Raw genomic sequence first — 16,649 nt, 5'->3', positions numbered from 1 at the left:
CGGGTGGCCCGGAGCAGCACCCTTGCGCTGGGCCGATAGGCGGACGGTCCGTGGTAGCCCGCCGTGCAGCCACACCATGAGCGCCGGGGCCGCGCCGGTGCCATGGTGCGCGAGCCGACGAGGCCTCAACCACCCCACCAGGGAAGCCCCGTCGGCACCCTTGACAGTGATCACCGGCCCGTGAGTACATGCCAACCGTGCCGATACCCGCTGCCGCTCCCCCCGCCCGCAGGCGCCCGTTCGCCCGCGCCGTTCCCGCCCTGGTGCTGGCCTTCGCGGCCGCCCTCTGCCTCCCGACGGCGGCCACCGCGGCCACCGGCGGGCCGGCCGCCGCCCCTGGCCCGGCCGCCCCCCGCGCCTCCGCCGCGGCGGCGCCCGCCGCGCCCGCGCCGGGCGCCGCCGCTTCCGGTGGGCGGGTCGAGACGGACTACGGCAACCCCACCACCGCGCTGCCGCCGATCAGCCGTCCGGACACCGCGCACTGCACGGTCACCGCCATGCGGCACGACTTCGCCAACAGCTACGGCCAGCCCTTCACCGGCACGCTCACCCCGCCCACCGCCTGCCCCGGGCCGTGGAACAAGGTGGTGCTGGACTGGTCCGGCAGCGTCGCGGGCCGGCAGTACGACCGGCTGGCCGGGGTCTGGATCGGTGGCGCCGAGGTGCTGCGCACCAGCACGCCCGAGCCCGACCCCTCGGGCATCAGCTGGCACGTCGACCAGGACCTCAGCGGCTTCATCCCGCTGCTGCGCACCCCGCAGCCGGTGGTCGTGGACCTCGGCAACCTGGTCAACGACACCTACACCGGCGTCTTCCACATGACGATGACCGTCACGTACTACCAGGCCGACCGGCACAACCCGCCGGCCGCCACCGCCGACCAGGTGCTCCCGGTCTCGCAGTCGACCACCGCGCCGGGCTGGTGGACCCTCACCAAGGGTCAGAGCGCGACCTCCACGCTGACCTTCCCGCGCAACCTCACCGGCGCCCACCTGCAGCTCTACGCGCGCGGCGGCGGGTGCGAGGAGTTCTGGTACGCCAACGTGCCCGACGACTACGCCGCCGCCCACCCGGACTACGGGCTCTGCGGCGGCGGCACCTACCGCGAGGTGCAGGTGCTGGTCGACGGGCGGCCGGCCGGGGTGGTGCAGCCGTTCCCGGTGATCTACACCGGCGGGATCAGCCCGCTGCTGTGGCGGCCGATCCCCAGCATCGACGCCTTCCGCACCCAGCCCTACGACGTCGACCTCACGCCGTTCGCCGGCACCCTCACCGACGGCAGGCCGCACAGCGTCACGCTCGTGCCGCCGGCCGGGATCAGCGACAGCTGGACCCTGGACGGCAGCCTCTTCCTGACCACCGACCCGCTGCGCGCGCAGACCGGCGGCGCCGTCACCAGCGACACCATCGCCACCGTGCCGCAGGTGGCCACCACCGAGACGGCCCGGCCCGACGGCAGCGAGCTGATCACCGCCAGCACCGGGCGCGACTGGACGGTGGCCGGCTACGTGGACACCTCGCGCGGCCGGATCACCACCCGGGTGGACCAGCACGCCGACTACCGCAACAGCGACACCCTCGCGAACCAGGGCCAGCAGCAGGTCACCTCGCAGCGTGACAGCGGCTGGACGCGGACCAGCACCAGCGGTGGCCGCGGCGCCCCCGAGCAGCGGCGCGACAGCTGGTCGTACCCGATCGACGTGACCAGCACCTACACCCCCGGCGCGGACGCCGACAGCTACCTGGTGAGCGGCCAGGTGAGCGTGGCCCGGCAGCTGGGGCAGGAGACCCGGCGCGGCGACGGCGACTGGCAGCGGCAGTCGAGCAGTGACGACCGGCTCTCGGCGACGGGTGTGCTGCAGCGACAGGCCGGAGTCACCGTGCAGGCGGACGGCAGCGCCGACGAGCACTACCTGGGCCGCTCGGCGGACGGCGGCTGCTACGACCACGAGGTGGCGGCCGACCACGGGTACGTGACGCTGGACCGGCTGCGCTCCTCCTGCCACTGAGGCCCGCCGCTCCGCCGCTCCGCCGCGCCCCGACCCGCGCCCCGACCCGTTGCCCGGGTCGGGGCGCGCGGAGTTGACGGCCCTTCGGTCGCCGCACCCCCGTCCCCGTACCCCCGTCCCCGTACCTGGTCGCAGTACCCCGGTCGGCCATTCGCCGCGCCGGCCCCGGTGGGCCGTTCTCCGTGCGAACTTCCGCCCTTCTTGTCATGACGTGGACATGCAGCTGTGACGGAGCGCGGAGAGCGCTTCCGGCGCGCCCAGCCCGGGTTTCGCGGGTCCGGCGCGGTGTCCGCCGCGCCGGGGGCGTGCTATTCGGGAATCGCGCGGGATATCGCGCCGAAATCCCGCGGAGTCCGCGGGGAATGGGTCCTGTCCGGGATTTCCGCCGACTATTCGGTCGGGCGGTCGAGCGGCCCGGCCGGCCGCGGCTCGTGCCGCCCCGGAGGGCCGCTGGCCTGCCCACTTCCGGTCGGCGGCGAGTGTGGTCGCGGCCCGGAGTTCCGGATTCCGAACGCTTGGCCCGGTATCCGCGCGTAGCTCCTGACGGAGTATTGGTTCAGGCTTGAACGCGCGCCCGTGACGGGTGAGATCTCCGTCACATTCGGAGTCGCCAAGGTTTTCCTCCCAATGCCGGTGATACATCCGTGACCTGCGGAAACCTGTCCGAGTGGGAGTGCCGCGCCGGTGGTCGACCGTGTCCGTCGACTGAGTTGATCTTGTTCTCGGGTGTGTTCTGCGCTTCACTCTTGCGGGTGTCAGCGGCGGAACGGGGTGCGGCCGTCTGTCTGAGAGTGCAACCAGGGCCGGGGGACGGCTCTGGGTGCTTGAGGCCTGACGAGATTGTGAGCACCGTTGCGTATGAGGACCAGGCGTCAGCAACCCGTCCAGCGCCACCGCTTGGACCGGGTGGCGGGCCGGCGGCTCCCACGCCGCCTCCTCAGGTCGCTGATCGCGCTACCCGCGTTGACCACGCTGACCGGCTGCGACACCGCGCACGGCGCCGGCGCCACCGAACTCTGGGCGGTGGGCGGCGCGGCGGCCGTGGTGCTGGTCGGCGGCACCGCCGTGGTGGTGCGCCGGGTCACCGCCCGCCCGCTGGAGAGAGCCCGGGACCTCGCCACCCGCAACCTGGCCGCGCTGCTCGACGAGCGCGGCGGCCTGCTGGAGGAGCGCGCCCGGCTGATCGCCGGGCGCGACGCCCAGGGCGCCCAGGTGCAGGGGCTCACCGCCGAGCGGCTGGCGCTGCTCCAGGAGCGGGAGGAGCTCGGGCGGCGCCGGCAGGAGCTGGTCGGGCAGTTGCACGAGGCCCTCGCCGCCAACGGCGCCTCGGTCGAGCGGATGGAGGAGCTGCTGCGCGAGTGCGAGCTGCTGCTCGCCGAGCGGGACGGGCTGGCCAAGGAGCGCGACGAGCTGCAGGGCAGCGTGGACGCCACCTTCGTCAACCTCGCGATGCGCACGCTGACCCTGGTCGAGCGCCAACTGGTGCTCATCGAGGCGCTGGAAGGCCGCGAGGCCGACGCGGCCCAGCTGGAGAGCCTCTTCCGGCTCGACCACCTGGCCACCCGGATGCGCCGCAACAGCGAGAACATGCTGCTGCTGGCCGGCCTGGAGAACAGCTCGCGCAGCCGCAAGACGGTCGCCCTGCTCGACGTGGTCCGGGCCGCCGTCTCCGAGATCGAGCGCTACGAGCGGGTCAAGCTCGGCTTCCTGGCCGCCGCCCGGCTGACCGGCGCGGTCGCCGACGACACCAGCCACCTGCTGGCCGAACTGCTGGAGAACGCCACCGCCTTCTCGCCGCCGCAGGAGCAGGTCGAGGTCGGCGGCTGGCTGCTGGACAACGGCGAGCTGATGCTCTCGGTCACCGACCACGGGATCGGCCTGCCGGCCGAACGGCTTCGCGCGCTCAACGAGCAGCTCGCCGAGCCGCTGCCCGCCGAGGCGGCCGAGCGGCGTGACGCGCTGCTGGCCGGCGCGCTGACCGGCCGCAGCATGGGGCTCTTCGTGGTGGCCCGGCTGGCCCGCCGGCATGGCATCCGGGTGCAGCTGCGGGAGAACGGGCAGGGCGGCGGGGTGAGCGCGATGGTGGTGCTGCCGCGCGAGGCGCTGCACCAGGACGGGCTGAGCACGGCCGACCTGGACGACCAGCGGCGGGCCGAGCGCACGACCGCCGCCAGTGCCGAACAGGCCCGGGTGGCAGCGGAGTTCGCTGCCGCCGAGGCGTCGGCTGCCGAGTCGGCGGCAGCCCGTGCGGCGCTGGCGCCGAGCCCGCCGAGCCCGCCGACCGCGCCGACCTCTCCGGCGCAGCACCGCGCCGCCGCCGACCCGCTCGCCGCCGAGGCGGGCCTGCCCGCGCTGCCCCGGCGCCGGCCCGCCCACGCCGCCCCGGGAGCGCCGACCGAGGCGGCCGCCCAGGCCACCGGCCCGGTCGCGGCCTCGGTCGCGGCCCCGGTTTCCGCCGAGCCCGTGCCTGCGGCCGCCGCCATCCCGACTGCCGCGTCGGCCCTCGCTCCGGACGCCGCCGAGCCCGAGCCTGACGACCCGCTCGACCCGCCCACCCGGCAGCTGACCATCAGCCAGCTCGGGCTCGGCGCACCCGCGGGCCCCGCCGTCGCGGTGGAGGGCGCGGAGCGCACCCCGCTCGGCCTGCCCAAGCGGGTGCCACGGGCGGGCGGCCTGCCGGGCACCGGCGAGATGCCGACCTCCGGCCTGCGCCGGCTCGCCACCGTGCCGGCGGCGGGCGGTGCGCCGAACACGACTCCGAACACGACTCCGAACACGACTCCGAACACGACTCCGAACACCACGCCGAGCAAAGCGCCGAGCAGCGTGCCGGGCACCGCCGCCGGCCCGCAGCGTTCCCGTACCTCCGCCGAAGAGCTGCGCCGCAGGCTCGGCGGCTTCCAGAGCGGGCTGCGCCAGGCGGCCCGCGAGTCCGCCGCCGAGGAACAGGACCGATGACCCACGACGACCACGGCTACCGGCACGTCCCGGCCGCCGCCACCCCCCTGCGCGGACCCGGCCACCCCGTCAGCCAGGGCGCGATGAACGTCCGCTGGCTGCTCGGCGACTTCCTGCAGCTGGTCCCCGGGGTGGAGGAGGCCGTGGTGGTCTCCTCCGACGGCCTGCTGCTCGCCGACTCCCAGCAGGGCATGCGCTCCGACCAGCTCTCCGCCATCGTCTCGGCACTGACCAGCCTGGCGCAGGGGCTGGCGCGCGCCATCGAGTTCGGCGGTGTCAAGCAGACCATGGTGACGATGGACGAGGGCCACCTGGTGGTGATGGCCATCAGCGACGGCTCCTGCCTGGGCGTCTACTCCTCGCTCGGCTGCGACCTGGGCGTCCTGGCCTACCAGATGGCGCTGCTCGTCGAACGGGCCGGCCACGCGCTGACGCCCCAGGTGCGCAGTGAGCTCCACCGGGCGATGGCCGTCCGATGAATCCGGATTCGAGCCCAGCGCACCCAGAGCGCCCAGTGCACCCAGTGCACCCAGTGCACCCGGAGCGCCCGGAGCACCCAGAGGAGATGAGAAGCATGCCCGGCACCGCCCGCAGCGGTAGCGGCAGCAGCATCGGCATGAGCGTCCCCGGGGACGCCCTCGGCGCCGGCCGGCGCGGTGAGGGTCGGCTCGGCGCCGGCGGCCTCGGCCGGCGTACCGACACCGCCCGTGCGGGCCAGGGGCGTTCGTCCCGGGTGCGCCCGTACGCGATCACCCGGGGGCGGACCAGGTTCGGCCGGGTGCTGCTGGTCGAGACGCTGGTGTCGGCGCTCAACCGGCCCGCCGACCCGGCCGACCGCGGCCTGCCCGAGCTGGGCGCGATCTGCGACGTCTGCCGGGGGCAGATGCGCTCGATCGCGGAGATCTCCGCGCTGCTGCGGATGCCGCTGGGCGTGGTGAAGGTCCTGGTCAGCGACCTCGCCGACCAGGGGCGGATCCGGGTGCACGGCGCGGACACGGCGGACGGCTCCGCACTGGACGGCACCGGCGAGGTCCCGGTGGCCAAGCGGGTTCTGCTGGAGAGGGTGCTGGGTGGACTTCGCAAGCTCTGAGTACGACGGCCGCCGGGCCGCCCCCGCGGCGGTGCCCGGCAGCCCGCTGGTGCCCGGTATCCCGCTGGTATCCGGCAGTGCCACCTCGACCAAGATCGTGGTCGCGGGCGGGTTCGGGGTCGGCAAGACCACCTTCGTCCGCTCGGTCTCCGAGATCCCGCCGCTCACCACCGAGGCGGTGATGACCGAGGCGAGCGTCGGGATCGACGACGTGGCGGCCGTCCCCGCGAAGTCGTCCACCACGGTGGCGATGGACTTCGGCCGGATCACCCTCGAATCCGACCTGGTGCTCTACCTGTTCGGCACCCCCGGGCAGGGCCGCTTCTGGTTCATGTGGGACGACCTGGTGCGCGGCGCGGTCGGCGCGGTGGTCCTGGCGGACACCCGGCGGCTGGCCGACTCGTTCCCCGCGCTGGACTACTTCGAGGGCAGCGGGCTGCCCTTCGTGGTGGCGGTCAACCAGTTCGACGGCGCCCCGGTCTACTCGCCCGACGCGGTGCGGGACTCGCTGGCGGTGCCGCCGCAGGTGCCGGTGGTGCTCTGCGACGCCCGCCGGCGCTCCTCCGCGGTGGAGGTGCTGACCGCGCTGGTGCTGCACGCGCTCGCCGCCGAGCCGGTCGGCGCCGGCACCCGCGCGTGACGCCCCGCCGGCACCCGCGCGTGACGCCCCGCCGGCACCCGCGCGTGACTCCCCACGGGCTCTCGGTCCACGCTCCCCAACAGCACGTCACCAAGCACAAGCAAGAAGGCAGGCAGCGATGCGCAAGATACTGATCGTCGGAGCCGGACAGGCCGGGCTCCAGCTCGCGCTGGGACTCCAGTCGCACGGCTACGACGTCACGGTCATGACCAACCGCACCGCCGACGAGGTGCGCGACGGCCGGGTGCTCTCCACCCAGTGCATGTTCGACACCTCGCTGAGCCACGAGCGCGCGCTGGGCATCAACTTCTGGGAGGCCGAGGCACCCAAGGTCGAGGGGCTCGGCGTCTCGGTGGCCGGCCCCGACTCCGCCAGAGTGATCGACTGGGTGGGCCGGCTGGACGGCTACGCGCAGTCGGTCGACCAGCGGATCAAGATGGCCGGCTGGCTGGAGACCTTCGCCCAGCGCGGCGGCCAGGTGGTGGTGCACGGCGTCGCCGTCTCCGACCTGGACTACTTCGCCCGCACCTACGACCTGGTGCTGGTCGCCGCGGGCAAGGGCGAGCTGGTCTCGATGTTCGGCCGCGACGCGAGCCGCTCGCCGTACGAGGTGCCGCAGCGCGCGCTCGCCGTGTCCTACGTGCACGGTCTGGCCCCGCGGCCCGAGCACGACTTCCGGGCGGTGCGCTGCAACCTGGTCCCCGGCGTCGGCGAGCTCTTCGTGATCCCCGCGCTGACCGTCTCGGGTGACTGCGACATCCTCTTCTGGGAGGGGATCCCCGGCGGCCCGCTGGACGTCTTCGGCGACGTCAAGGAGCCGGCCGAGCACCTGCGGCTGACCCTGGAGCTGATGAAGACCTTCACCCCCTGGGAGTTCGACCGCACCCGTGGCGGCGTCGAACTGACCGACGCCGGCGCCACCCTGGCCGGCCGCTACGCCCCGGTGGTGCGCAACCCGATCGGTGAACTGCCCGGCGGCGGCCTGGTGCTGGGGGTGGCCGACGTGGTGGTGGCGAACGACCCGATCACCGGCCAGGGCTCCAACAACGCCGCCAAGTGCGCGGCCGTCTACCTGGAGGCCATCGTGGCCCACGGGGACAAGCCCTTCGACCGCGAGTTCCTGCAGTCCGCCTTCGACCGCTACTGGGACGACGCCCAGCACGTCACCAAGTGGACCAACGCGATGCTCGGCCCGCCGCCGGAGCACGTGCTCAACCTGATCGGCGCGGCCGGCCAGCTGCCGCCGGTGGCCCACCGGTTCGCCAACGGCTTCGACAATCCGGCCGACTTCGAGAACTGGTTCTACGACCCGGAGAAGGCGGGCGCCTACCTGGCCTCCGTCGCCCCGCCGCAGGCCTGACGACCCCGCAGGCCTGACGCCCGCCCCGGCGCCGCCCGTTCATCCCGCCGTCACCGGGGGGACGGGGGCGGTGCCGGGGGCGGTCCCCAAGATCCGCTAGAGTCCGGCGTCGATCGGACAGCTGCACCGGCAGCGCGGCGGCAGGGGGAGCGAGCGCGACCATGGCGGACATATCGGAACAGGCCTCCGAGCAGCCACCGCAGGAGGGCGCCGGGGCGGCGGACGTCGAGGTGGATCCGGACGTCGAGGTGGCTGCGACCACCGAGCCGGCCACGCCCGTCGACCTCGCCAAGCGGACGCCGCCGACCCCGGTCGACCAGCCCGCCGCCGCCCCGGACCCAGGGCCCGCCCCGGACCCCGCGCCCGCCGACCCCTGGGCACCCCCGGCCGCCGACGCGCCGCCGCCCCCGGCCGCCGCCCCCGCAGCCGCTCCCTGGCCGCGGCAGCCAGGCCCGTACGACGGGTACCGGCAGCCGCCGTTCGCCCCGTACGACGCGCAGCCGCCCACGCACCGGGGAACCAACGGCCTGGCCGTCACCTCCCTGGTCACCGGCCTGACCTGCTGCCTCTGGCCCGCCGCACTCGGCTTCGGGATCGCCTCCCTGGTCCAGCTGCGCCGCCGGCGCCAGTCCGGGCGCGGGCTCGCCGTCGCGGGCGTGGTGCTCGGGGTGCTGGGCCTGCTCGCGAGCGTGCTCGCGGGGGTGGGCGGGGTGGTCGGCTTCCGTGCCGCGCAGGTGGCCGCGCGCGACAACGGCTTCGGCCTGCAGCCCGGCCAGTGCTTCACCCAGCAGTCCGGTCCGGCCGGCGTCACGGGGTGGCCGCGGGTCGACTGCTCGGCGCCGCACTACGGTGAGGTGACCGCGCGGATCAAGCTGACCGGTGACGAGTTCCCGGGCACCGTGATCGTGCAGCAGCAGAGCAACGCGGTCTGCCGGACCGCGGAGCAGGCGTACCTGACCGATCTGTGGGCTCGGTCCTCGTCGGTCAGTGTGCGCTACATCTACCCGAACACCGAGGCGCGCTGGGAGAACACCGACCAAACCACCATCTGCTTCCTGCACGACAGCTCGCCCGGCGGTGGGGTTGGGACACTTCGCCGCGACGCCACCGATCTGACCCAGGACCAGCAGGACTTCCTGCAGGCCGTCAACGGGCTGGACGACGCCGAGGCGGAGGAGCCGACCGATGACCCGTCAGGCGACATCGGGGAGACCCAGAACTGGATCGACGACACCGCTTCCGGGATCTCCGAGGCTGCGGACACGCTCGGCCGACGAGACTGGCCGGCCGGGAGCAAGGACGAGGTGGCCGCGCTGGTGCGCGAGCTCCAGAACGACCAGGCGGCCTGGCAGGCGGCGAGGAACGACAACACGACCCCGCTCGATGACCTCGTCGATCAACTCACCGCCCACGACCTGGCACGGGCACAGGCCGAAGGTGCCGCCCGGCGGGCGCTCGGCCTGGCCGACCAGGACGAGCGGCAGGGCGCGCCCGACGACACGCAGCCGGGCGGCGGCAGCGGCGGCAGCGGCGACGGCACTGGCACGGGCTCCGGCGGCGGCAACCCGGCCGCCACGTAAGGCGCCCGCTACGTCAGGCGCCCGCCCGCCGACAGCGCCGCCGCGAGCGCCAGCGTCCGCACGGTGGCCGGCAGCAGCGCGTGTTCGACCGGCAGGGCCTGCCGTGCCAGGCTCTCCACCGTGTCGTCCGCGCGCACCGGCAGCGGCCTGGCGGCCAGCACCACCGGCTGCTCGCCGTCCGGGGCGAGCAGGTGCACGCTGACCCCGGTGACCCGCTCGCCCGCCGCCAGCACCGCCCGGTGCACGTGGTGGCTGTGCAGGCCGGGGCCGCGGTGGCGGGGGAGCAGGGCGGGGTGCACGTTGACGATCCGCCCGGCGTAGCCGCGCAGGGCGGCGGGCCCGATCCGCTTGAGGTAGCCGGCGGTGACCACCAGGTCGGCCGCGCCCGCGCGCAGGGCGGCGAGCAGTGCCCGGTCCAGCTCGGCGGGGTCCGGGTGGGTGCGCCCGGACAGGTGGAGGCCCGCGATGCCCAGCTCCCGGGCGTGTGCCAGCGCGCCCGATCCGCTGTTGTTGCTGATCACCAGGATGACCGCGTAGCCGGCCGCGGGGTCGGCGGCGTCGGCGGTCAGCGCCCGGAGGTTGCTGCCGGTGTGCGAGGCGAGCACCGCGACCCGAAGCGTCATGCGCCGATCGTCGCACCGGCCGCCGCCCGCGGGGGCCGGCATCGGGCCTCGGCCGTACAGGAGTTGACGTTCGGTCATGGACCTTGCCAGGTGCGCCGGTTCACCGCCGGTGCGACACTGCCAACTCGATGAGGTACCGCTTGGTCACCCGGCCGCCGTACCGCCCGTCGATCAGCGCCGCGACGCAGTCCAGCAGCCCGTCCCGAGCGGCTCGGGGCAGCGCCCGGGTGCCGGAGTAGGTCAGCAGCAACTCCAGGTACTCCGAGGTGGTGTAGGTGAGGTCCTGCTCGTGGCGGCGGAAGAGTGTCGGGCCGAACCGGCCGCTCCGCGCGACCTCCGCCGCGTGGTCCGAGCCGTCGATGGCCGCGGCCTCCGGTGGCCGCAGCCCGGGCGGCGTGGCCGGGTCGAAGCGCTCGTAGCAGTGCTGGACCTCGGCGAAGAAGTCCTCGGTGCCGCCCCTCACATGCTGGCTGCGCACCACGGCGAGCGCCCCGTCCGCGCGCAGCGCGTCGGCGGCCTTGGCCATCCGCACCGCCGGGTCGATCCAGTGGAACGCCGTCGCGGAGACGACCGCGTCGAACGGCTCCGCCGGCAGCGGCCAACTCTCGAACTCCCCCGTCACCACCTCCACGGCCGCGGACCCGGCCAGGTTGCGGCGCGCGACCTCGGCCATCCGCGCTCCCGCCTCGACGGCCGTGATCCGGCAACCCCGTGCGGCCAGCGGCACCGTGGCCTGCCCGGTCCCGCAGCCGATCTCCAGGACGCGGCTGCCGCAGCCGGCCCCCGCGAGTGCCGCGAGGTCGTCGTACAGCCGCGGCGGATAGCCGGGCCTGGCCCGGTCGTACAGCTCCGCCTCCTCGTCGAAGGTCCGGCTGAGGAGCACGCGCCGGGACTCCTGGGGGCTGTCGTCGCGTCCCGCGGGGGTGAGCTTGTCAGGCATGCGGAGCAGGCTAGGCGAAATCCGCCCGTTCGTGGGCGGATTTCTTTTCGAGCACGATCTGGCGCAGCGTCAGTGAACTTTCGGTGCGGGCGGGTTGACGGCCAGCAGCAGCTTCCCCGTGGTGGTGCGGGTCTCGATCAGGCGGTGCGCCTCCCCGGCCTGTTCGAGCGGGAACTCGGCGCTGATCAGCGGGTCGATCGCGCCGTACGCCGCCCGCTGGAAGGAGGTCTCGGCCAGCTCGCGCAGCGTGGCCGGTGCGGTCTGGGCGAGGGTGAAGAGCGAGAAGCCGGCCACCGAGCGGCCCGGCACCAGTCCGGCCAACTCGGTCTTCCACGGCACGTCGTCGCTCGCGTTGCCGAAGGAGACCAGCCGCCCGAACGGCGTCAGCGCCTCCAGGCTGCGCTGGTGGGTCCGGCCGCCGACCGCGTCGAGCGCGAGGTCGACGCCGCGCCCTTCGGTGGCCTTCTGCAGCTCGGTGCTGAAGTCCGGGCCGATGAAGACCTCGTCGTACCCGGCCCGCCGGGTGTAGTCGACCTTGGCGGCGCTGGAGACCACGCCGTAGACCCGGCCCGCCCCGGCCAGCTTGGCGAGCTGTCCGACCACCCCGCCGACCCCGCCGGCGGCGGACTGGACCAGCACGCTCTCGCCCGCGCGCAGCCGGCCGACCTCGTGCAGCAGCGCGTGCGCGGTCGGCAGCACGGTGGGCAGCGCGGCCGCGGTGCGCAGCGAGACGCCGGCCGGCAGCGGGAAGACGCGGGCGGCGTCGGCCACCGCGACCTCGGCGTACCCGCCGAACAGGGTCAGCGCGGCGACCGGCTGGCCCACCCGCAGCCCGTAGGCGGCCGGCACCTCGGGGCCGATCGCGCGGATCACGCCGGAGACCTCCAGGCCCGGGCGGAACGGCAGCGCCGGGACCCGGTACCCGGTGCTCCTGGCCTTGAGCTCGGCGAAGTTGATCCCGGCGTAGGCGACTTCGACGCTCACCTGCCCGGGGCCCGGCTCCGGCTCGCCGACCTCGGCGAGCCGCAGGACCTCGGGGCCGCCGTACTGGTCCACCATGATCGCGCGCATGCGGAAGCTCCTCATAGACATGACCTGGTCGCACCGTCTCGCTCATGGTGCGCGCACAGTGTTCAATGGAGATCGAACACCTGTGAGTGTACGTATCTGATCGAATACTCGGCAAGATCCCGATCGGGTGATGAGACATCGGGTGACGAGACATCGGGTGACGGGACATCGGGCGATGAGACGCCGGTGATGGGACGAGGAAGGCAGTGGGTCTGATGAGCCATCGTGCGATGCCGGAGCACACGCACCCCGATCAGGTGTCGGCACAGGCCGCCTTCGCGGCGCTCGCCGATCCGGTGCGGATGCTGATCGTCCGCGAACTGGCGCTGGCGCCGGAGTGGGAGCGGGCCTGCGGCACCTTCGAGGTGCCGGTCGGAAAAGCCGCGCTGAGCCACCATTTCGCGGTGCTACGCTCGGCCGGTTTGATCGAGCAGCGCGATGTCGGGGCCAGGCGGGTCAACCGGCTGCGGCGCCCGGAGTTCGACGCCCGGTTCCCCGGGCTGCTGGACCTGGCGCTGCGCGGCTGAGGCGCGGCCGAGGCGCGGCCGAGTCGCGGGGGAGGAGCGGAAGTGGCGGAGGGCTCGGGGCGGTTCGAGATCCGGCGGCGGTGGTCCGGCGATCTGCCCGGCTGTGTCGGCGCGTTGGCCGAGGTCCACCGGAGCGACGGCTATCCGGTCGTCTGGTCGGCCGATCCCGCCCGCTGGCTGGTGGAGTCCGACCAACTCGCCTCCTGGGTCGCGGTGTCGGCGGCCACCGGGGAGATCGCCGGGCACGTGGCGCTCAACCGCGGCTCGGGCTCCTCGGCGGGCGGCGTCTGGGCGGGGCTGGCCGAGGGGCGGGAGCCGGACGGCGCCGGGGCGGTGAGCCGGCTTTACGTCGCGCCGGCCTGGTGGGGCAACGGCCTCGGCGAGCGACTGCTGGCCACGGCGGTCGGGCAGGCCAGGGCGTGGGGTCTGCGGCCGGTGCTGGACGTGGTGGCCGAGAACGAGGCCGCGGTCGCGCTCTACCACCGGACGGGCTGGGAACTGCTGCTGACGGTCGATCAGACCTGGTCCAACGGCATGACGGTGACCGTGCACTGCTTCGCGGCGGGCGACGGGGCCTGACCGGCAGGCGATGGGCCCGGGCCTGCGGGATCGGCGGGGCCTGCGGGGCCTGCGGGGTCGGAATTCTGTCGGCGCCACCGCTCTGACCTGCTACGTTCGCCGCATGATCGATCAACATGACACCAGGTCGCCGGTGACCGCCGACGATGTCGAGGCCGCCGTCCAACTCTCCCTGCAGACCTTGGCCGCCGAGCTCGACGCCGATTTCTCCCAGTCGGCAGGGGGATTGGACTGGAGCTGCTGGGAGACGCTGGAGCACACCGCCGACGGTCTGTGGGCGTACGGGGCGCAAGTCGTCTCGCGGCGCACGCCGTTGGATCGCTACGTGGCGCTGAGCTGGCACCGGGAGCGGCCGGGCGGCCCGCCGAACGCGCTCTTCGCGCAGCGCGAGGAGGGGCCGGCCGCGCTGCTGGAGCTGCTGGAGGCCGGCGGCGGGCTGCTGGCGGCGGCGGTGCGCACCACCGCGCCGCAGGTGCGCGCGTTCCACTCCTACGGGGTGGCCGACCCCGAGGGCTTCGCGGCGATGGGCGTGGTGGAGATCCTGGTGCACACCGAGGACGTGGTGCGCGGGCTCGGCCTCGACTGGGCGCCGCCGGGCGGCCTCTGCGAGCGGGCGCTGGCCCGGCTCTTCCCCGAGGTGGCCGAGGTGGCCACGGAGAGCGGCGACCCGTGGGCCACGCTGCTCTGGGCGACCGGCCGCGCCGAACTGCCCGGACGGCCACGCCGGGTGTTCGAGCAGTGGCACAGCGCACCGCTGGCCTGACGCGCGCGGTCCAGGGACGCGGGGGACGCTGCTACGGGAAGTTACCTCTGGACAGATAGCTCTTATGGAGAGCTAACATTGTTGTATGCCTGCAACTGACCCGTACCCCGGGGACCCTCCGGACTCCGGCGGCTCCCCGAATCCCGGCGGCTCCACGGGCCCTGGCGACCCGGGGCTCGCCGACGAGTTCTCCACCCTGCTCGTCGGCATCCCCCGCCTGCTGCGCCGCCGCCTGCGCCAGGAGCTCACCGTGCCGCGCCTGCGCGGCGCCCAGGTGGAGCTGCTGCGCCTGGTGGCGGCCAACCCGGGGCTGCGGGTCTCGGCCGCCGCGAAGGAGCTTTGCCTGGCGGGCAATTCGGTGTCCACCCTGGTCAACCAGCTGGTCGCGGAGGGTCTGCTGCGCCGCGAGGTGGACCCGGCCGACCGCCGGGCCGCGCTGCTGCGGGTGACCCCGGAGGCCGCCGAGCGGCTCGACGCCTGGTCGGCCAAGCGCAAGGCGCTGGTCGGCGACCTGCTCGCCGAGCTCCCCGCCGGGGATCGGCAGGCGCTCTCCGCCGCCCTGCCCGCCCTGCGCCACCTGGCCGCCGAGCTGCAGGGCCGGAGCGGCGAGGACGCCGGCGAGGACGACGACTCGAGCGGCGTTGAGGACGGCGACCAGGACGACGACCAGGACGACGACGAGGACGATGAGGGGGCGAAGCATGACGGAACGTGACACGGCCGGGCTGCCCGGCACGGTGGTCGACCCGACCGAGGCCGTGGTCTGCCGGGGCCTGGAGTACGCCTTCGGCAAGCCCCGTTCGGGCGCCGCCCACACCAAGGCGGTCGACGGGGTGGACCTGGAGGTGCACACCGGCGAGGTCTTCGGCCTGCTCGGCCCGAACGGTGCCGGCAAGACCACCACGATCCGCGCCATCACCACCCTGCTCCCGGTGCCGGCCGGCATGGTCAAGGTCTTCGGCAACGACACCGCCCGGCGCAAGATGGACGTTCGGCGGCTGCTCGGCTACGTGCCCCAGCAGCTCTCCGCCGACAGCGGCCTGACCGGGCGGGAGAACGTCGCGCTCTTCTGCCGGGTCTTCGACGTGCCCGGCTCCGAGCGCGCGGCGCGGGTCACCCAGGCGCTGGCCGCGGTCGACCTGACCGAGGCCGCCGACCGGCTGGCCGGCACCTACTCGGGCGGCATGGTGCGGCGGCTGGAGCTGGCGCAGGCGCTGGTCAGCGCGCCCCGGTTGCTGGTGATGGACGAGCCGACGATCGGCCTCGACCCGATCGCCAGGACCAGCGTCTGGGAGTGCATCGACGCCGTCCGCAAGGCCACCGGCATGACCGTGCTGGTCACCACCCACTACATGGACGAGGCCGACCAGTACTGCGACCGGGTGGGCCTGATGGACCGCGGCAAGATCCGCGCGCTGGGCACCCCCGAGGAGCTCAAGACCCAGGTCCGCGAGCAGGACCCGGAGCTCGAGCACCCCACCCTCGACGATGTGTTCCGCCACTTCGCCGGACGCGACCTCGGCCGTGGCCAGGCACCGGAAGGAGAGTTCAGCGATGTCCGCCGTACCCGCCGCACCGCGTCCCGTGTCGGCTGAGGAGCTGACGGCCGGCCCCGCCCCGGTCGCCGCGCCCGTGCGCCGTCCCGACCTGGGGCTGCTGCTGGTCCCGCCCCGCGCCAGGACCGGCTGGCGCCTGGTTCCGGCCCGGGTCCTGGCGATGTGCACGGTCGAGCTGCAGAAGCTGCGCCACGACCGGACCGAGCTCTACACCCGGGCCGTCCAACCCGCCCTCTGGCTGCTGATCTTCGGTGAGACCTTCACCAAGCTGCACTCCATCCCGACCGGCAACATCCCCTACCTCGACTACCTGGCGCCGGGGATCATCGCGCAGTCCGCGATGTTCATCGCGATCTTCTACGGCATCATGATCATCTGGGAGCGGGACTCCGGGGTGCTCACCAAGCTCCTGGTCACCCCGACCCCGCGGGCCGCGCTGGTCACCGGCAAGGCCTTCGCCGCCGGGGTGAAGGCGGTCATCCAGGCGGTCGTGGTGGTGGTGATCGCCGCGCTGCTCGGGGTCGGGATGACCTGGAACCCGCTGCGGCTGCTCGGTGTCGCGGTGGTGGTGCTGCTCGGCTCGGCCTTCTTCTCCTGCCTCTCGATGACCATCGCCGGCATCGTGCTCACCCGCGACCGCCTGATGGGCATCGGCCAGGCCATCACCATGCCGCTCTTCTTCGGCTCCAACGCCCTCTACCCCGTGGCGCTGATGCCGGGCTGGCTGCAGGCGATCAGCAAGGCCAACCCGCTCAGCTACCAGGTCGACGCGCTGCGCGGGCTGTTGATCGGCACCCATGCCCATCTGCTGTCCGACTACGCGGTGTTGACCCTCGCCACCGTGCTGGGCATCACGGCGGCCTCGGCGCTGCTCGGACGGCTGGCCCGATGAAACGGCGTTGAACCGCGTTATGACGAGCGGTGACCCGGGCGACCGGGGTAACCTGTCGACC

Annotated in this window: 16 protein-coding genes; 13 read left to right on the top strand and 3 right to left on the bottom strand. The window is 74.0% G+C overall.

The genetic code is table 11. The features are described from left to right. The first annotated feature begins 197 nt into the window (after nucleotides 1-197). The 7 genes from OG455_RS08345 to OG455_RS08315 all read left to right on the top strand — a co-directional run bounded on the left by OG455_RS08345 (nucleotide 198) and on the right by OG455_RS08315 (nucleotide 9,637). On the top strand, nucleotides 198-2,009 hold the full coding sequence (locus tag OG455_RS08345; protein WP_266291695.1) for a peptide-N4-asparagine amidase: 1,812 nt from the start codon (nucleotides 198-200) through the stop codon (nucleotides 2,007-2,009). 963 nt (nucleotides 2,010-2,972) lie between these two features. Beyond that, nucleotides 2,973-4,967 (top strand): ATP-binding protein, encoded by a 1,995-nt coding sequence (locus tag OG455_RS08340; RefSeq protein WP_266291693.1) that lies wholly within the window; start codon nucleotides 2,973-2,975, stop codon nucleotides 4,965-4,967. Beyond that, nucleotides 4,964-5,446 (top strand): roadblock/LC7 domain-containing protein, encoded by a 483-nt coding sequence (locus OG455_RS08335; RefSeq protein ID WP_323185441.1) that lies wholly within the window; start codon nucleotides 4,964-4,966, stop codon nucleotides 5,444-5,446. The genes OG455_RS08340 and OG455_RS08335 overlap by 4 nt, the downstream gene beginning before the upstream one ends. Nucleotides 5,447-5,541: 95 nt before the next feature. Then, on the top strand, nucleotides 5,542-6,057 hold the full coding sequence (locus OG455_RS08330) for a DUF742 domain-containing protein (protein ID WP_266291691.1): 516 nt from the start codon (nucleotides 5,542-5,544) through the stop codon (nucleotides 6,055-6,057). 31 nt (nucleotides 6,058-6,088) lie between these two features. Next, on the top strand, nucleotides 6,089-6,697 hold the full coding sequence (locus OG455_RS08325; RefSeq protein ID WP_266300699.1) for an ATP/GTP-binding protein: 609 nt from the start codon (nucleotides 6,089-6,091) through the stop codon (nucleotides 6,695-6,697). Between the two features lie 118 nt (nucleotides 6,698-6,815). Continuing rightward, nucleotides 6,816-8,057 (top strand): styrene monooxygenase/indole monooxygenase family protein, encoded by a 1,242-nt coding sequence (locus tag OG455_RS08320; protein WP_266291690.1) that lies wholly within the window; start codon nucleotides 6,816-6,818, stop codon nucleotides 8,055-8,057. A 161-nt stretch (nucleotides 8,058-8,218) separates the two neighbouring features. After that, nucleotides 8,219-9,637 carry a DUF4190 domain-containing protein gene (locus OG455_RS08315; RefSeq protein ID WP_266291688.1) on the top strand — a complete coding sequence of 473 codons (1,419 nt, stop codon included), beginning with the start codon at nucleotides 8,219-8,221 and terminating at the stop codon, nucleotides 9,635-9,637. Nucleotides 9,638-9,645: 8 nt separating this feature from the next. Here OG455_RS08315 and OG455_RS08310 read toward each other — a convergent pair whose 3' ends face one another. From OG455_RS08310 to OG455_RS08300, 3 genes are all read right to left on the bottom strand, one after another. After that, entirely contained in the window at nucleotides 9,646-10,260 is a 615-nt protein-coding gene (locus OG455_RS08310) for a formyltransferase family protein (protein WP_266291686.1), read from the bottom strand. A 100-nt stretch (nucleotides 10,261-10,360) separates the two neighbouring features. Further along, nucleotides 10,361-11,200 carry a class I SAM-dependent methyltransferase gene (locus OG455_RS08305; protein ID WP_266291684.1) on the bottom strand — a complete coding sequence of 280 codons (840 nt, stop codon included), beginning with the start codon at nucleotides 11,198-11,200 and terminating at the stop codon, nucleotides 10,361-10,363. 69 nt (nucleotides 11,201-11,269) lie between these two features. Beyond that, nucleotides 11,270-12,271, bottom strand: a complete 1,002-nt coding sequence (locus tag OG455_RS08300) for a zinc-binding dehydrogenase (RefSeq protein WP_266291683.1) — start codon at nucleotides 12,269-12,271, stop codon at nucleotides 11,270-11,272. A gap of 230 nt (nucleotides 12,272-12,501) precedes the next feature. Between OG455_RS08300 and OG455_RS08295 the strand changes: the two genes are divergently transcribed. From OG455_RS08295 to OG455_RS08270, 6 genes are all read left to right on the top strand, one after another. After that, complete coding sequence (locus tag OG455_RS08295; RefSeq protein WP_266291681.1) at nucleotides 12,502-12,798, top strand: helix-turn-helix transcriptional regulator; 297 nt, start codon at nucleotides 12,502-12,504, stop codon at nucleotides 12,796-12,798. Nucleotides 12,799-12,840: 42 nt separating this feature from the next. After that, nucleotides 12,841-13,377, top strand: coding sequence for a GNAT family N-acetyltransferase (locus OG455_RS08290; RefSeq protein WP_266291680.1), 537 nt, complete (start codon nucleotides 12,841-12,843; stop codon nucleotides 13,375-13,377). A 103-nt stretch (nucleotides 13,378-13,480) separates the two neighbouring features. Then, on the top strand, nucleotides 13,481-14,140 hold the full coding sequence (locus OG455_RS08285) for a hypothetical protein (RefSeq protein WP_266291679.1): 660 nt from the start codon (nucleotides 13,481-13,483) through the stop codon (nucleotides 14,138-14,140). Between the two features lie 85 nt (nucleotides 14,141-14,225). Then, nucleotides 14,226-14,855, top strand: a complete 630-nt coding sequence (locus OG455_RS42020; RefSeq protein WP_323185440.1) for a MarR family winged helix-turn-helix transcriptional regulator — start codon at nucleotides 14,226-14,228, stop codon at nucleotides 14,853-14,855. Further along, the gene (locus OG455_RS08275; protein WP_266291678.1) at nucleotides 14,842-15,735 is read left to right on the top strand and encodes an ATP-binding cassette domain-containing protein; all 894 of its coding nucleotides are present in this window, start codon (nucleotides 14,842-14,844) and stop codon (nucleotides 15,733-15,735) included. The genes OG455_RS42020 and OG455_RS08275 overlap by 14 nt, the downstream gene beginning before the upstream one ends. Continuing rightward, the gene (locus tag OG455_RS08270) at nucleotides 15,695-16,588 is read left to right on the top strand and encodes an ABC transporter permease (protein ID WP_266291676.1); all 894 of its coding nucleotides are present in this window, start codon (nucleotides 15,695-15,697) and stop codon (nucleotides 16,586-16,588) included. The genes OG455_RS08275 and OG455_RS08270 overlap by 41 nt, the downstream gene beginning before the upstream one ends. Nucleotides 16,589-16,649: the final 61 nt, after the last annotated feature.

Source organism: Kitasatospora sp. NBC_01287 (genome assembly GCF_026340565.1).
Lineage (GTDB): Bacteria > Actinomycetota > Actinomycetes > Streptomycetales > Streptomycetaceae > Kitasatospora.
Note: the sequence above shows the minus strand (reverse complement) of the source record. Positions and strands in the feature narration are given on the sequence as shown.

Coding starts and splice junctions, on each gene's coding strand:
- OG455_RS42020 (WP_323185440.1), top strand. CDS start 14,226: ATGCCTGCAACTGACCCGTACCCCGGGGACCCTCCGGACTCCGGCGGC.
- OG455_RS08300 (WP_266291683.1), bottom strand. CDS start 12,271: ATGCGCGCGATCATGGTGGACCAGTACGGCGGCCCCGAGGTCCTGCGG.
- OG455_RS08270 (WP_266291676.1), top strand. CDS start 15,695: ATGTCCGCCGTACCCGCCGCACCGCGTCCCGTGTCGGCTGAGGAGCTG.
- OG455_RS08335 (WP_323185441.1), top strand. CDS start 4,964: ATGACCCACGACGACCACGGCTACCGGCACGTCCCGGCCGCCGCCACC.
- OG455_RS08320 (WP_266291690.1), top strand. CDS start 6,816: ATGCGCAAGATACTGATCGTCGGAGCCGGACAGGCCGGGCTCCAGCTC.
- OG455_RS08305 (WP_266291684.1), bottom strand. CDS start 11,200: ATGCCTGACAAGCTCACCCCCGCGGGACGCGACGACAGCCCCCAGGAG.
- OG455_RS08310 (WP_266291686.1), bottom strand. CDS start 10,260: ATGACGCTTCGGGTCGCGGTGCTCGCCTCGCACACCGGCAGCAACCTC.
- OG455_RS08295 (WP_266291681.1), top strand. CDS start 12,502: ATGCCGGAGCACACGCACCCCGATCAGGTGTCGGCACAGGCCGCCTTC.
- OG455_RS08285 (WP_266291679.1), top strand. CDS start 13,481: ATGATCGATCAACATGACACCAGGTCGCCGGTGACCGCCGACGATGTC.
- OG455_RS08275 (WP_266291678.1), top strand. CDS start 14,842: ATGACGGAACGTGACACGGCCGGGCTGCCCGGCACGGTGGTCGACCCG.
- OG455_RS08315 (WP_266291688.1), top strand. CDS start 8,219: ATGGCGGACATATCGGAACAGGCCTCCGAGCAGCCACCGCAGGAGGGC.
- OG455_RS08330 (WP_266291691.1), top strand. CDS start 5,542: ATGCCCGGCACCGCCCGCAGCGGTAGCGGCAGCAGCATCGGCATGAGC.